This is a genomic window from Corynebacterium sp. HMSC034H07 (assembly GCF_001815175.1).
In the GTDB taxonomy this organism is placed as follows: domain Bacteria; phylum Actinomycetota; class Actinomycetes; order Mycobacteriales; family Mycobacteriaceae; genus Corynebacterium; species Corynebacterium hiratae.
In genome coordinates this window covers 1-14,210 of sequence record NZ_KV819527.1, presented here as the reverse complement: position 1 = coordinate 14,210, position 14,210 = coordinate 1, and the positions used below count along the sequence as shown (strand labels likewise).

General features: G+C 64.3%; 13 protein-coding genes. 4 read left to right on the top strand and 9 right to left on the bottom strand.

Annotated features, from left to right (window positions below):
* Positions 1–91: 91 nt before the first annotated feature.
* The 7 genes from HMPREF3009_RS06840 to HMPREF3009_RS06810 are packed head-to-tail and all read right to left on the bottom strand — an operon-like array spanning position 92 to position 7,998.
* Positions 92–838, bottom strand: a complete 747-nt coding sequence (locus HMPREF3009_RS06840) for a GntR family transcriptional regulator (protein WP_046647316.1) — start codon at positions 836–838, stop codon at positions 92–94.
* 56 nt (positions 839–894) lie between these two features.
* Positions 895–1,569, bottom strand: coding sequence for an SDR family oxidoreductase (locus tag HMPREF3009_RS06835; protein ID WP_070517671.1), 675 nt, complete (start codon positions 1,567–1,569; stop codon positions 895–897).
* Positions 1,570–1,587: 18 nt separating this feature from the next.
* Positions 1,588–2,775, bottom strand: a complete 1,188-nt coding sequence (locus tag HMPREF3009_RS06830) for an alkylhydroperoxidase domain protein (RefSeq protein WP_070680921.1) — start codon at positions 2,773–2,775, stop codon at positions 1,588–1,590.
* 27 nt (positions 2,776–2,802) lie between these two features.
* The gene (locus HMPREF3009_RS06825) at positions 2,803–4,449 is read right to left on the bottom strand and encodes a dipeptide ABC transporter ATP-binding protein (RefSeq protein ID WP_070680918.1); all 1,647 of its coding nucleotides are present in this window, start codon (positions 4,447–4,449) and stop codon (positions 2,803–2,805) included.
* 1 nt (position 4,450) lies between these two features.
* Complete coding sequence (locus tag HMPREF3009_RS06820; RefSeq protein WP_070680916.1) at positions 4,451–5,305, bottom strand: ABC transporter permease; 855 nt, start codon at positions 5,303–5,305, stop codon at positions 4,451–4,453.
* Positions 5,302–6,282: an ABC transporter permease gene (locus HMPREF3009_RS06815; RefSeq protein WP_049155842.1), complete on the bottom strand. Its 981-nt coding sequence runs from the start codon at positions 6,280–6,282 to the stop codon at positions 5,302–5,304. The genes HMPREF3009_RS06820 and HMPREF3009_RS06815 overlap by 4 nt, the downstream gene beginning before the upstream one ends.
* A complete protein-coding gene (locus HMPREF3009_RS06810) occupies positions 6,283–7,998 on the bottom strand; it encodes a TIGR04028 family ABC transporter substrate-binding protein (protein ID WP_118783635.1) in 1,716 nt (571 codons plus the stop codon).
* Positions 7,999–8,054: 56 nt separating this feature from the next.
* Between HMPREF3009_RS06810 and HMPREF3009_RS06805 the strand changes: the two genes are divergently transcribed.
* Positions 8,055–9,953, top strand: coding sequence for an FAD/NAD(P)-binding protein (locus tag HMPREF3009_RS06805; protein WP_070680911.1), 1,899 nt, complete (start codon positions 8,055–8,057; stop codon positions 9,951–9,953).
* Positions 9,954–9,955: 2 nt separating this feature from the next.
* On the opposite strand, the gene HMPREF3009_RS06800 is transcribed toward HMPREF3009_RS06805, so the two are convergent.
* A complete protein-coding gene (locus HMPREF3009_RS06800; protein WP_070680908.1) occupies positions 9,956–11,116 on the bottom strand; it encodes a cystathionine gamma-synthase in 1,161 nt (386 codons plus the stop codon).
* A gap of 206 nt (positions 11,117–11,322) precedes the next feature.
* Between HMPREF3009_RS06800 and HMPREF3009_RS06795 the strand changes: the two genes are divergently transcribed.
* Together HMPREF3009_RS06795 and HMPREF3009_RS06790 are read left to right on the top strand one after the other, a co-directional pair.
* Positions 11,323–12,234, top strand: a complete 912-nt coding sequence (locus HMPREF3009_RS06795) for a mechanosensitive ion channel family protein (protein WP_232745431.1) — start codon at positions 11,323–11,325, stop codon at positions 12,232–12,234.
* A gap of 2 nt (positions 12,235–12,236) precedes the next feature.
* Positions 12,237–12,626 (top strand): globin, encoded by a 390-nt coding sequence (locus HMPREF3009_RS06790; protein WP_083306547.1) that lies wholly within the window; start codon positions 12,237–12,239, stop codon positions 12,624–12,626.
* On the opposite strand, the gene ald is transcribed toward HMPREF3009_RS06790, so the two are convergent.
* The gene (gene ald, locus HMPREF3009_RS06785; protein ID WP_070517680.1) at positions 12,623–13,705 is read right to left on the bottom strand and encodes an alanine dehydrogenase; all 1,083 of its coding nucleotides are present in this window, start codon (positions 13,703–13,705) and stop codon (positions 12,623–12,625) included. The two genes, HMPREF3009_RS06790 and ald, sit on opposite strands and share 4 nt — an antisense overlap.
* 144 nt (positions 13,706–13,849) lie before the next feature.
* On the opposite strand from ald, the gene HMPREF3009_RS13970 reads away from it, so the two are divergent.
* The coding region (locus tag HMPREF3009_RS13970) for a chromate transporter (protein WP_369816110.1) at positions 13,850–14,210 on the top strand (361 nt) is incomplete at its 3' end.

Genomic DNA, 14,210 nt, shown 5'->3' with positions numbered 1-14,210 from the left:
CACACCGCTACCATTTCAGTCTTCTGAACAGCCTCCCCAAAGGGACACACCTAATGACGGCTGCCCCCGCAGGGTCGCAGACTCATAGTGATTAGTCGAGGGTCGGCGTGGGGTCCTCGCCGATGACAACTTCCACCGTGACCGCATCGGGGCGCAGGGTCTCTTCCAACTGGGCAGCTACGACACCGCCCTCTGCCTTGACGGTTCGCGTAATGCGCAAGACCGGTTGGTTGCGTCCAACGCCCAGGGCTTTCTGCTCCTCCGTGCGCGCGGTGGCGGCCACGAGAGAATCCCGCTTAAATACGGGTGCCAGGTCAAGCTCCGTCAATAATTCAGTCAGCGGCTTCTGCATTTCCTCTTCCGTGAGGCGCGGTGCCAAGGCCTGCGGGATAAGAAGCGTGGAGGCCATGATGGGCGATCCTTCAGTCATCTGCACCGTGCGGCATTCCCACACGGCATCGCCTTCTTCAATCCCAAAGGTGGAGGCGAGGTGCCCGGGTGTTTCAATAAGCGTCAGCGACAGCACCCGCACCTCAACCTCAAGACCATGCTCCCGTAATTGGTCAAGCGCGCTGCGCCCGCTCGTCAGGCTCAACGTCGGCGGGGTGGCACGCACGAAGGTGCCGCCGGTGCGCCCGCGCTTGCGGTCGATAAGTCCCTCGATCTGGACGATGTCCAGGGCGTGGCGCACTGTCATGCGCGCCACCTTGTATTCCTGAACCAATTCCCGCTCCGTGGGGAAGCGATCACCCGGCTTCAGTTCGCCGGATTCAATCTTGCTCCGCAGCGAATCCGCGATCACCAAATAGGCGGGGCGGCGGCGTTGAGAGGTGGACACGCCTCATAACTGTACCGTGTGCTGGGTTTTTCGCATCTTGAGAGAAAACGCGCCACCTACTTGCGCTGGTTTAGCTCAATGCGTGGGCGCACGCGGATCTCAGTGAGCTGCGTGGTAGGGCCGGCATCAACGGTGGCGCGGATAGCCTTCGCCACCTCGACTGGGGCGATGACATGCTCCGGGTTGTAGTCCTGCAGGCCCTGCAGCATCGGGGTATCCGTCGGGCCCGGCGCGACGGTGGACACGCGGATGCCGAGCTCGCCGAGGCGCAAGCCGTCGGCAAGCGCGTACAAAGCATGCTTCGTGGCGGCGTAAATGACGTTGTCACCATAGGAGTGAATGCCGGCACCGGAGTTAATGAACACCACAAGCCCTTCCGCCGCACGCAGCGCGGGCAGAAGCTGGCGGGTCAGCTCGGCTGGCACGTGCACGTTGAGGTCCATCTGCGCGCGCCAATCCTCTGGCCTAGCGCTTTCCACAGAGCGCTTATCCGCCCGCGCCGCCGCATGCACGAGCACGTCGACGCGTTCAAGCGAAGCCAGTTCGGTGGGGAGCGCTGCGCCGTCGAGAAGCGACAGCAAGTCGATTTCCACCGGCACGATGTTCTCCGCCTCCGGCAGCTCCCCGGCGCGCCGGCCCAGGGCATACACGCGGTGGCCCCGGGCAAGATCCTTGATGATCTCCGCGCCCATTCCACCCGTCGCACCAGTTACAACGGCAGTTTTCACCATGGTTGTTCCTCCTTCTCGTTAGCGGAAACGCTTCGGTACATCCGGCTCCCCCAGCGTCAGCATCAGGCGGTTGGCCCAGTTGAAGAACGCGGAGGAATTGATGACATCGATGATGGCTAGGGTATCGAATCCCACGGCCTCGAGGCGCTCAACGTGGGAGGCGTCGAACGCAAAGGGAGACTCGGTCAGGGCCAGAGCGGCATCGCGGATGGCAGACCACTGCGCCGAGCCCAGGTCAGCATCTACGCCTTCCTCGAGCAGGCGGTCAATCGCCGCGGCGTCACCGCCCTCCTCCTTCGCGCGCTGCTGGTGCACCGACGCGCAGTACTCGCAACCGTTGAGGCGCGAGACTACCGTGGCGGCCAGCTCACGCTCGGCGCGGCCGAGGCCGCCGTCGGTGTTGTAGAAGATGTCCAGGTCCGTGAGCGTGCGCGCCTTGAGCGCTGCTGGGTCGCGGGCTAGCAGGCGGAAGTACTCCATGTCGATGCGCTCGGGCTTAATCAGCGCATCACGCTGCGCGTCCGTGAACTCCTCCTTCGGCTGCGGCGGCACCCAGGGCTTCCAGCCCAGCGAGTGCGCCACGAAGCCCTGCGGCTTGACGACGTCCGGCACCAACGTCCCCTCCCCCGGCACCCACTCCGGGGTCTGGGTGGGACGCGGCGCCTCAGTCACGGGCGTGGGCTGCGCGGTACCGGCAAGCACGGAGAGGCCGTGCGCCACGCGCAGCTGAAAAGACAGGAAGCTGACCAGCTGCGCCAGCGTCACGATGTCATCGTCGGACCATCCGGCCGCCTGCAGGTGACCAATCGCGGCCGGGGAGGCGTCCTTGGGGTGGAAGACCAGAAGGTGGGCGAAGTCAAGGGCGGCGGCGAGGCGCGGTGAGCCCTCGAAAAGCGTGAAGCCGCCATCGATGTACGGGCCGCTGGTGATGCCGCGCTCTACAGCGCGGGCTATCTCGGCGGCGAGCTCCTCCGATTCCTCCGCCAGCAGGTCAGAATAAAAGGCGACGGCAGGAGCCGCCTGATACACGCCCGCAACAAACGTCGCGATAGCGTAGCGCTCCGCATAGCTAAACGTGCCGGGCGCTGAAGGCTCGAGGAGCGCGGCGAAGGAGGCTTGTGCGTTCTCCTTTGCTTCGGGCCGGCGCTCGCGCAGCTGAGCCACGTCTCCCTCAACACCCGCCAACAGGTTTATGATGTCTGCCATGAATTAATCCTTTCGTTTTCGCCCAGGCTACAGGCCCAGGTTGAGGTCGCCGGCGCGGTAGCGCGAGCCGGGGATGGCCTCGATGAGCTTCCGGGTAAACGGTGACTGCGGGTTGCTGAAGACCTCTGCCGTAGGCCCGCACTCCACCTGCTGGCCCTTCGAGAGCACCGATACGGTATCGGAGATTTGGTTGACCACCGCGAGGTCGTGCGAGATGAAAATGTAGGTCAGACCGAGCTCCTCCTGCAGCCGGGCCAGCAGCCGCAGAATCTGGGCCTGCACGGTGACGTCGAGGGCGGAGACTGCCTCGTCGAGGATGACCAGCTCCGGCTCTACAATCATGGCGCGGGCAATCGCCACGCGCTGGCGCTGACCGCCGGAGAGCTCGCGCGGACGGCGGTCGTAGTAGTCCGGGTTCAGCGCCACCAGGTCCAAGAACTCCTTGGCCTTTTCCTTGGCCGCGCTTGCACGCTCCCCCTTCAAATTCCGCAGCGGCTCCGCCACCGTCTGGCCAATCGTCTGCTTGGGGTCCAGGGAGCCATAGGGGTTCTGGTAGACCAGCTGGATGTTGTTGCGCTCTTCGCGCAAGGCCTTACCGCGCAGACCCACGATGTCGCGCCCGCCCACGGTAATGCTGCCGGAAGTCGGGGTGTTGAACATGGCGATGCTGCGCCCCGTCGTGGTCTTGCCGGAGCCGGACTCGCCCACGATGGCGTGGGTCGAGCCCTTGGCCACGGTGAAGGAGATGTCATCGACCGCGGTGAAGTCGCCGAAACGCTGGGTCAGGCCCTCGACGCGCACTAGGGGCTCGACCGCCGCGCGGTCAGTGATTGCGTTGGCCTTAGCTGCGGCGCCGGCGTCGGCGACGGTGAGTGAGGGGGCGTCGGCAAGCAGGCGTTTGGTGTAGTCGTGGCGCGGGTTCGTCAGCACCGTGGCGGCCAGGCCCTCCTCGCGCAGCTGGCCGGACTCCATGACCACGACGCGGTCGGCGCGGTCACCGGCCACGGCGAGGTCGTGGGTAATGAAGAGGATGCCCATGCCGAGCTCTGCGCGCATGTCGTCGAGGAGGTCGAGGATGATCTTCTGCACGGTGACGTCGAGGGCGGAGGTCGGCTCGTCGGCGATGATGAGGTCGGGCTCCAGCGCCACGGCGGCGGCAATGAGCACGCGCTGCTTCATGCCGCCGGACAGCTCGTGCGGGTACTGGTGATAGCGGCGCGCAGGGTCATCGATGCCGACGCGCTCCAGCAACTCCAACGCCTTTGCCTTGCGCTCGGCCGCGCTGCCGACCTTGTGGATGCGCAGCCCCTCCTCCACCGAGGCGCCGATGGTCTGCACCGGGTTGAGGGAGTTGTTCGGGTCCTGCGGGATGAGGCCGATGCGCCGCCCACGCAGCTCACGCCACTCGCGGCGACGCAGCGAAGTGATATCGCGGCCATCGAAGGTGATGGTTCCGGCATCGATGGTGGCATTCGAGGGCAGCAAGCCGATGGCTGCCATGGCGGAGGTGGTCTTACCGGAGCCGGACTCGCCCACGATGGCGGTCATCTGCCCCGGATGCACCTCGAGGTTGACGCCTTGCACGGCGGAAACGTCACCACCTGCGGTCGAATAGGACACGTTCAGATCCCGCACGCTGAGCAGGGGCTGCGCTGCATTTTTTATAACAGTCATGTTAGGCCTCCACGGGGAAGTTCTGGGACAGGCGGTTGGCGGACATCACCACGGCGACCAGCGCAATGCCGGGCAGGATGATGAGCCACCAGGCGGTGGCCATGAAGTCGCGGCCCTCGGCGATAATGAGGCCCCATTCCGGAGTGGGTGGCGGGGCGCCGTAGCCCAGGAAGCCGAGGATGGACAGCTGCAGGATCGCGGTGCCGAACTGCAGGGTAGCCAGGGCGATAACCGGAGTGAGTGAATTGGGAAGGATGTGGCGGAAGAGCACGGTGGCGTGGGTGGCGCCAGCGCCGTATGCGGCCTCGATGTAGTCCGAGCTGGCCACGGTGATCACCTGGGAGCGAGCTAGGCGCGCGAAGGTCGCGACCGAGGTCGCGCCGACGGCCACCGCCGCTTGCACGGAGCCGAAGCCCAGCACGATGATGATCGACAGCGACAGCAGGATGCCGGGGATGGACAGCAGCACGTCGACGACGCGCATGAGCACGCTATCCACCGCTCCTCGCAGGGAGCCGGCGAGAAGACCGATCAGCGTCCCGACGACGAGGCCGACAGCCACGGCGATCAGCGCGCCGAGGAGCGACTGGCGAGCACCGTAGACGATGCGCGCGTAGAGATCTCGGCCCACCGCGTCCGTTCCCATGAGGTGGCCGGACTCCCCCGGCGCCAACAGGGCTACGTCGGTGCCCGCGTACGGGTCAGCCGAGGTAAACAGGCTCGGGAACAGGGCGGCCAAGAACGCCACCGCGAGGACGATAATGGCGATGACGGAACCCGGCGCGAGCCATGGGTTGGCCTGCCCCGCGGGAGCGCGGCGCAAGGTTCGCAGGGGTTTGGTGAACGTCACACTCATGAGCGCACCGTCCTTTCTTCAGTGGCGGCAGCGCGGCGTTTCGGGGAACCGGCGCGCAGGCGGGGATCCAGTACCGGGTAGAGCAGATCCACGACGAGGTTGATGATGATGTAGGAAGTTGCGGCGATGAGAACCACCGCCAGCAGAACCGGGGTATCGCGGTTAGCCACCGCTTGGGCCACCATGTAGCCCAAGCCGGTACGGCCGAAGACGGTTTCGGTCACCACGGCACCGCCGACGAGCTCACCAAAGAGCAGGCCCGCCATGGTCAAGGTAGGCAGCAGCGAATTACGCAGGACGGTGCGCCAGAAGATCCAGGACTCCGAGGCACCACGAGAGCGCACCGCCTGAACGAAGGGCCGCGACTGCGTCTCATCAATGGAGCGAATCAGAACCTGGATGAGCGGTGCGGCCATGGGCACGGACAGCGTCAAGGTCGGCAGGATGAGGCCTTCGACAGACCCAGGTTCGATAACGCCCACCCAGCCCAGCTGGAAGGAAAAGAACTGGATGAGCAGGATGGCAATCCAGAAGCCGGGCAGCGAGACCATGAAGGAAGGCAGACCCCGGAAGAAGGAGCCGATGGCGCCGAGACCGGGCAGCGTGGCAAGGAAGGCGACGAATACGGCCACGATGAGTGCCAAGCCGATGGCGCTGATGGCCAGGATGAGGGTGTGGGGAAGGGCGTCGGCAAGCAGCGTAGCCACCGGGGCGCCGGACTGCGTGGAGTTACCAAAGTGCCCGGTGAGGAAGCCGCCCAGGGAGGTGAAGTACTGCACTACAAGCGGCTTGTCGACGCCCATCTCCTCCCGAATAGCCTCAATCTCCGCCTGGGATAGGCCCAGGGCGGGATCGCCGAATCGCGACTGCACGGCATCCGACGGCAACGCCGAGAGAAGCAGGAAGGCCACGGTGTAGGTAATGAGCAGCACGAGGAGGGCCTGTCCGATGCGGCTCAGAATCTGGCGGGTTGTCATTTATTTCTCCTCCTCATTCGATGCTGCGCGCTGCGGCGCGGCGTCGATGCTGACCTCGTAGAACCACGGGCGCGCTACCGATTCCGGGCTAAAGCCAGTGATGCCCGGTCGCACGGCGTAGACCACAGGTTCCTCGAAGAGCGGAAGCACGTAAGCCTGCTCCGTGAGGTAGTCCTGGACCTCTTCCGTGGCCTTGATGCGGCCTTCTTTGTCGGGGGGGTCGAGGACGGCGTCGAGCAGCTCCTGCAGGTGTTCGTCAATCGGATTGCCCTCTGCGTCCTGGTTGAGGAAGGCATCGCGGTTGTTGATGCCGTAGAGCGAGGTGATGACGTCGTAGTCGGCGCGGCCCACCATCGAGTGGTAGATCTGCACCTTGTTGACGTCCTTGGCATCGGCATTCTGGGTGGCTTGGTCACCAGCGTTGACCTGGATGCCAATGCCCAGGGCGCGCAGCTGGTCCTGGACCATGGTCATGACTTCCTTGGAGCGCGGCTGTGGCAAGGCGGTGTTGGTGCGCAGGACGAGACGCTGGCCGTCTTTGACGCGGATGCCGTCGGGGCCGGGCTCCCAGCCGGCCTCGTCGAGGAGGCGCTTGGACTCCTCGGGGTCGAAGGTATAAGCGGAAGACTGGTCCTTGTAGGCCAGGCCGGTCTTGGCCACGGAGGAGGTAGCCAGGGGGTAAGACTCGGAGAAGAGCACGCGGAGGATTTCCTCGCGGTCCACGCCGTGGATGATGGCCTCGCGCACGCGCTTGTCCTGCAGCAGAGGGTGGTCGAAGCGAAAGGCGAATTGGTTGTTCATGGAGTTGGTGCCGCGCGAGACGATGTCAACGCCTTGTTCTTTCAGCAGCGACTCCTGCGGAGCGGAGATCTGGCGCGCGATATCGGCCTGGCCGGAGAGGATAGCGCCGGTGCGCACGGACTCTTCGGCGGCGAGGATGTAGTGGACGCCGTCGATGTCCGCGCGGCCCTGGTGCTTGACCGCCGGCGGGGCCCAGTCGTAGTCCTCGCGGGTCTTGAGCTTGAGGTCCGTGCCGATTTCTTCCGATTCCACCACGAAGGGCCCAGAGCCGATGACGTTGATCGCGTTGCCGGGGCCGAAGCCCTCGTTGTCCAAAGCCAGGGTGGAATCGGAGAGCAGCCCGGCGTTGTAGGCGGAGGTGGCCTGCAGGAAGCCCGGGGAAGGCTGGGCGAAGTAGAACTTCACGGTGTCCTCGTCCACGACCTCGCCGTGGTCATAGTTGGCGATCTGCTCGGAGCTAGTCAGCGTGCGGGATTTGTCGCCACGACCGAAAAGATCGAAGTTGGCCACGACGTTCTCGGCGGTGAGCGGGGAGCCATCGGAGTAAGTGACGTCAGTGCGGATGTTAAACGTGTATTCCGTGGCATCCTCGTTGACCTCGGGCATCTCCGTGGCGATCCACGGCGAGAGCTCGAGGGTTTCGGGGTCTTGGTAGAGGAGGCGGTCGGTCAGCTGGTTGACCACACCACCGTTGGGATAGAAGCCCGCGGCCGGCGGGTAAAGCGTGCGGAAGAATTGCGGCTCGAGGTAGGTAAGGACGTTGTCCTCACCTTCCGGCCGGTCCGCAGCAGAGCAGCCCGCTAGGGCAAGGGCTGCTGCCAAGGTGGCGGCGAGTGCGCGTAGAGTTTTCACGGTAATGCTTTCAGAAAGTAGATAGTCGGTGTGCAGTGCGTCTCTGGATTTAACACAACGCATACTGAGCGGTATTATTCCACTAGACAGCACAGTCTAAAAGTTTGAGGTTGATTTATATGCCCGCCATCGCCATCGTCGGGGCCGGCCCGCGTGGTATCTCGCTGGTCGAGCGCCTCGCAGCCCACCTGCGCGCGACCCCCCTTCATTCACCCCTGCGGCTCCACATCATCGACGATGCCCCGCTGGGCGCTGGCCGCATTTGGGATACCGAGCAGACCCGCACGCTGTGCATGAACACGTTGGCTGGCGCGGTCACGTTGTTTACCGAGCCCGGCTCCACGACCACCGCGCCGGTACTTGAAGGCCCCATCCTCTACGAGTGGATCCAGCTTCTGCGCGGCGAGCGCCCCTCCATCTCCCCCGCCAAGCTGGAGCTTTATGATTCCCACCCGCCGCGCGAGGGGCTCGCCGCCTCTTTTGCCGAAGAGCTCGCGCAGACCCGCCCCGAGTCCAACCCTTCCCGCGCGCTTTACGGCGCCTACCTGGAGTGGGTTTTCGAGGTGGCACTGGCGCAGCTGCCGGAGAGCGTGGACGTCGTCCAGCACCGCGCCCGCGCGTTGTCCATCGAAGCGGCCGAGGGCCACGATGTCATTGCGCTTTCCGACGCCTCCACCGTCACCGCCGACGCCACCGTCCTGGCCTACGGCTGGCAAGTGCCTGCCCTGAGCGAATCCGAGCGCGCGCTGGCCGAGGCCGCAGATTCCGGCTTGCACTGGGTGCGCCCGGATAACCCCGTGGAGCAGCCGGTGTCTGAGGTCCCTGCGGGCGAGAAGGTCCTGGTCCGGGGCTTGGGCATGGGCTTCTTTGACGTCATGGCGCTGCTCACCATCGACCGCGGCGGCGAGTTCGTCGAGGACCCCTCCACCCGCTCCGGGCTGCGCTACGAGCCGAACGGCGAGGAGCCGCACTTCATCGTCTCCTCCGGCCGCGGCTACCCTTATATCCCGAAGTCGGAGTACCACGCGCTGCCGCCGAAGGCTGAGCTGACCCGCTTCCGTGCCGCAGCCGCCGCGCTCGATCCGAAGGTGGAGCTGGACTTCGGCACGCAGCTGCTGCCGCACATCCTGCGCGATGCCTACGCCGAGTACTACGAAAACCAGGCGCGGGTGGCACCGGATGCTCTGCAGCGCCCGCTCGAGGATATCCTCGCCACGATCGATTCCACGGAGCTCACTGCCCCGGTTCTTCGGGGCATGGCGGATCAGCTGCGCGTCGCGCTCGACGGCGCATCGACTGAGCCGCTCGACCTGGCGCACTGGGCGCACCCGCTGGCGGATTTCGATGGCACTGAGAACGCCGAGCTCACCGAGTACATCGCCGAGGGCCTCGCCCGCGATATCCGGGAGGCCGTCGCCGCCGCCGATTCCCCGCTGAAGTCCGCACTGTGGGCCATCTCGGCCGCGCGCAAGCCCTCCTCCATCGCCGGCTCGGAGGGCCGGATGACGTGGGAGTCCCGCACCAGCACCTACAAGGAGTTCATGGCCTTTGGGCAGATGGTGGGCTCCGGCCCGCCGCTCTTCCGCACCCGTCAGCTGCTCGCGCTTGTCGACGCCGGCCTCGTCACCTTCCTAGGCCAACGCCCCCAGCTGGAGATCGGCGAGAAGTTCACGCTGCGCACCGCGCTCGGCGAAGCTTCCTCCACCTGGCTTATCGACGCCTGGATGCACTCCCCCGATGTCCGCCGCACCGGCGATCCACTCGCGGTGTCCCTCAACGGGCGCGTGCGTGCCTTCGTCGACCACGGCCAGGCCACCGGTTCGCCGGAGACGACGTGGAACCGACGCGTGGTCAACCCGGGCGGCACCGAAGACCCTCGCCTGCACATCGTCGGTATCCCCACCTATTCGCAGTGGCCGGATACCACCATCTCCCCCATGCCGGGCACGGACCCGCTCATGCTGCAGGAAACCGATCGCACGGCCGGCTCCCTACTCAACGCGCTGGAGCCGCGGTAGTTTTAGTCTAGGGCGTCGAGGGCCTGCTCCAAGTCCGCGAGCAGGTCATCAATAGACTCGATGCCCACGGAAATACGCACGAGATCTGCCGGCGGGACGAGCTCGGAGCCCTCCGCGGAGATATGCGTCATGTTCTGCGGATGCTCGATGAGGGACTCCACACCGCCGAGGGACTCTGCCAGCGAGATGAGCTTGGTGTTGAGGCAAATCTGGCGCGCATGCTCCTCGCTGTGGAAGCGCACGGACATCATGCCGCCGAAGCCGCGCATCTGCTTTTTCGCCAACTCGTGGCCTGGGTGCGAGGGCAGGCCCGGGTAGAGCACCTGCTTGACCTCCGGACGAGACTCCAGAAATTCAGCCACTGCCTGTGCATTGGAACAGTGGCGATCCATGCGCACCTCCAAGGTCTTGATTCCGCGGGCGGTGAGGTAGGCGTCGAAAGGCGAGGACACCGCACCAACATTGCCTTGGAAATACAGCAGGAGCTCGTCCATCTCTGCCGAGTTGGTCACGACCGCGCCACCCAGCACATCCGAGTGGCCGCCGAGGTACTTCGTGGTGGAGTGCAGGACGTGATCCGTGCCCAGCTCCAGCGGGTTCTGCAGGTAGGGCGTGGCGAAGGTGTTGTCGACGACGATCTGGGCGTCGCCAGCCGCCTTGACTGTCTTAGTGACCGTAGCGATATCCGTGATTGTTGTCGCCGGGTTGGTCGGGGTCTCCAACCAAATCAGCTTGGTGTTCTCCTTCAGCGCCGCCTCTACCGCCGCGGTATCGGCGGTGTTGACGATGGACAGCTCGATGCCCCACTCGCCGTAGTCGTGGTGCAGGAGGCGGTACATGCCGCCATAGGCATCGTTGCCGAGAATCACGTGGTCACCTGGGCGCACAAGGATGCGGATGAGGGTATCCACGGCTGCCATACCCGTGGCGAAACAGCGGGCATACTCGGCGTTCTCTAGCGCCGCGAGGGTCTTCTCTAGGGAATGAACGGTGGGGTTGGCCACGCGACCATACTCGTAGCCGCCGCGCAGCTGCGCCAGGCCATCCTGCTGGTACGTGGTGGAAGCGTAAATCGGTACGTTGATGGATCCCATATAAGGATCCGGCTGGTAACCGGCATGGATGGAGCGGGAGGAAAAGCCAAGAGTGCGGTTGTCAGTCATGAGGCACAAGTCTAGACCAAGCTGTTCAGTTGCGAGAAAGACTAGCTTTTTATATTCAGCTCTCTTCCCTACTATCGATAGGCGTCAGTCGTGAGCGACAAAAAGAAAGGACACGCGTGACTGCATTATCCGCACGCCTAGGCTCAGCCTCCGAAACAACCAACGACGCCGTCGACACAGTCACCAGGTGGTGGCAAACCGAAAACATGCAGTCCTGGCTCATCGACAAGCCCATCGGCATCGCGCTCATTCTCATCGTCGCCATCATCGGCAGCTGGCTGCTGCGCCGGCTCATCACCAAGCTGGCCGATAACAGCGTCAAGAAGGGCAAGCTCAGCTCGCCGCTCTCTCCTCGCAAAGCTCACCGGACGACCGATAAGGTACTCGAGAAAACGCAAGAGGCACGGCGTACTTCCCGCATCCAGACTCTTGCCGGCGTCGGCCGCTCCGCGGTCGCCATTTTTGTCTGGGTCTGGGCAGTGTTGGCCATCTTGGACAAGCTCGGCGTCAACGTCGCCCCGCTTGTAGCATCTGCTGGCGTGGTTGGCGTCGCCCTTGGTTTCGGCGCGCAAGCATTGGTCAAGGATTTCCTCTCCGGCATCTTCATGCTTATGGAGGATCAGTACGGCATCGGTGACACCATCGACCTCGGTAACGGGGTCTTCGGCGATGTAGAGTCCATTTCCCTGCGTATCACCACGGTCCGCGATATCGATGGCGCGCTGTGGTACGTCCGCAACGGCGAAATTCTGCAGGTTGCCAACCATTCTGACCGCTACTCTGTGGCCCGCGTCCAAGTCCCCATCGCGCTGAGCAACGACCCCACCCGAGCAGTCGACGTCATCACCACCGCAGCAGAAGAAGCCGCCCGCGACTCCGACATCAAGGACTTCATCCTGGCCACCCCCACGGTCAATGGCATGTCTGGCCTGGAAGTGGACCACATGTCCTACCGCGTTTCCGTCAAGACGCTACCGGGCAAGCAGTGGGATGTGCAGCGCGCCATGCAAGCGAAAATCCTCACCGCCATGCATGCGGAAGGAATTACCACGCCCTACCCACGAGGGATGGCTATCTTTGATCTGGAAGAACCGGGCCTTACGCGAAAGGAAGATTAGGCGTGCAACCAACGAGCGTGTACGAAGCCGTAGGTGGAATGGAGACCTTTGAGAAACTCGTCAGTGGCTTCTACGCCCAGGTACGCACCGATGATCTCATCGGCCCGATGTACCCGGATGATGACTGGGAGGGCGCACAGCAGCGCCTGACGTGGTTCCTTGTGCAGTACTGGGGTGGTCCACAGCTCTTTTCCGAACAGCGCGGCCACCCTCGCCTGCGCATGCGCCACGCGCCCTACCCCATCGACATGGCCGCTCACGATCGCTGGCTCGAGCTCATGGGCAACTCATTGGCACAGATCGACGAGGAGACCATCCCGCCGGCCTATCGCGCCATGATCTGGGATCACATGGAGCGGGTCGCAGCGATGCTCATCAACCGCGCCCCTTAAAGCCCGAAGGCCTCCTTCACCGGCTGGGACAGCAGCTCTCCCCCACGAGTCATGAGGCCGTTGGCCAAGCCTGGGAAGCGCTCCACCGCACCATCGAAGCCGTCGGCAGCCACTGCGCGAATGTAGGGCAGAGTGGCAGAACCCAGCGCGCGGGCGGAGGTGTTCGCCACCGCGCCCGGCATGTTCGCGACGCAATAGAAGATGGTGTCGTGCACCTTGAAGGTTGGCTCGTCGTGCGACGTCTTGCGGGAGTTTTCGAAGCAACCGCCCTGGTCAATAGCGACGTCGACAAGCACAGCGCCCTTCTTCATCCGCTGGACCACATCCTCGCGCACCAACTTCGGGGCCGCCGCGCCCGGAACCAGAACTGCGCCAATGACCAGATCTGCCTCCAGCAGCTCGGACTCCAACGCCGCGGGGTCCGAGACAATCGTGCGCACGTTGCCCTGGTACTGCTCGTCGAAGCGCTGCAACACGTGCGGGTCAAGGTCCAGCACGGTTACCTCCGCGCGCAGACCGTGCGCCATCGCCACCGCAGAAGCTCCCACCTGGCCGCCACCGATGACGACAACGCGGGCCGGCCGCGTGCCCGGTACACCGGCTACCAACAATCCGCGCCCGCCCTCAGTAGACAGCAGGTGGTGCGTACCCTCAGTAACCGCGAGGCGACCAGCCACCTGGGACATCGGGGTCAGCAGCGGCAGCGTGCCGTGGGAATCGGTTACGGTCTCATAGGCCACAGCGGTGGTGCCGGCCTTCATGAGTGCTTCCGTCAGCGGGCGGTCTGCGGCCAGGTGCAGGTAGGTAAACAGCAGGAGGTCTTCGCGCAGATAGCCGTACTCGGATTCGAGGGGCTCCTTGACCTTGACTACCATGTCCGCCGCCCAGGCTTCCGCAGCGGAAGGGACAATGGTCGCGCCGACGGCTTCATAGTCGGAGTCCGGAAAAGAAGCACCTTCCCCGGCCGCTGTTTCCACCAGGACCTCGTGACCATCCTTGATCAGGATGTCCACGGCGCTGGGGGTAAGGGCGACGCGGTTTTCGTTGTTCATGATTTCTTTGGGTACAGCAATACGCATGGTGAGAGCCATCTCCTTTTGTTGAAGAAAACTGAATTCGACCCCTTCAGAGTAACGCAGATCACCTCCTGCGTGCGTCACTCTCGTTCACCGAGCGGGGTGATCCTTGAGGAATTAGTATGCGGAGCATGAGCACACTGAGCGATGTGCGGCGCTCCTTCCTCCCCTCTGGGGTGGACCGCCTTTGGCGGGCCGGCTTCCCACCTGGGTTATTTCCGCGCTGAGTTTGTCAGCCGCCGGAAGTGGCTCAGCGATTCCGCCTATGCCGATCTCGTGGCCATGTCCCAATTTCTTCCCGGCCCGGCTAGCTCGGAGGCCGCGGCTGGTAGTGGCCTGCGCGCCGTGCCTGCCCGCCTGGCGTGGGGCTGCGTAGCAGCGTTCTTCCTCCTGTTGGGCGGGCTGGCGGTAGGACGCAGCTTAGCTACGCCTACCTCATCACCCGCGCCAATGCCTTCTACCAATCCGGCGCCCTGGTCTGGGGTTGCCCGCAAATCGTGGACACGTA

Excerpts from the sequence above, each read along its gene's own strand:
- HMPREF3009_RS06830 (WP_070680921.1), bottom strand. The coding sequence starts at position 2,775 with ATGGCAGACATCATAAACCTGTTGGCGGGTGTTGAGGGAGACGTGGCT.
- HMPREF3009_RS06795 (WP_232745431.1), top strand. The coding sequence starts at position 11,323 with ATGCAGTCCTGGCTCATCGACAAGCCCATCGGCATCGCGCTCATTCTC.
- HMPREF3009_RS06815 (WP_049155842.1), bottom strand. The coding sequence starts at position 6,282 with ATGACAACCCGCCAGATTCTGAGCCGCATCGGACAGGCCCTCCTCGTG.
- ald (WP_070517680.1), bottom strand. The coding sequence starts at position 13,705 with ATGCGTATTGCTGTACCCAAAGAAATCATGAACAACGAAAACCGCGTC.
- HMPREF3009_RS06835 (WP_070517671.1), bottom strand. The coding sequence starts at position 1,569 with ATGGTGAAAACTGCCGTTGTAACTGGTGCGACGGGTGGAATGGGCGCG.
- HMPREF3009_RS06825 (WP_070680918.1), bottom strand. The coding sequence starts at position 4,449 with ATGACTGTTATAAAAAATGCAGCGCAGCCCCTGCTCAGCGTGCGGGAT.
- HMPREF3009_RS06810 (WP_118783635.1), bottom strand. The coding sequence starts at position 7,998 with ATGCGTTGTGTTAAATCCAGAGACGCACTGCACACCGACTATCTACTT.
- HMPREF3009_RS06820 (WP_070680916.1), bottom strand. The coding sequence starts at position 5,305 with ATGAGTGTGACGTTCACCAAACCCCTGCGAACCTTGCGCCGCGCTCCC.
- HMPREF3009_RS06800 (WP_070680908.1), bottom strand. The coding sequence starts at position 11,116 with ATGACTGACAACCGCACTCTTGGCTTTTCCTCCCGCTCCATCCATGCC.
- HMPREF3009_RS06805 (WP_070680911.1), top strand. The coding sequence starts at position 8,055 with ATGCCCGCCATCGCCATCGTCGGGGCCGGCCCGCGTGGTATCTCGCTG.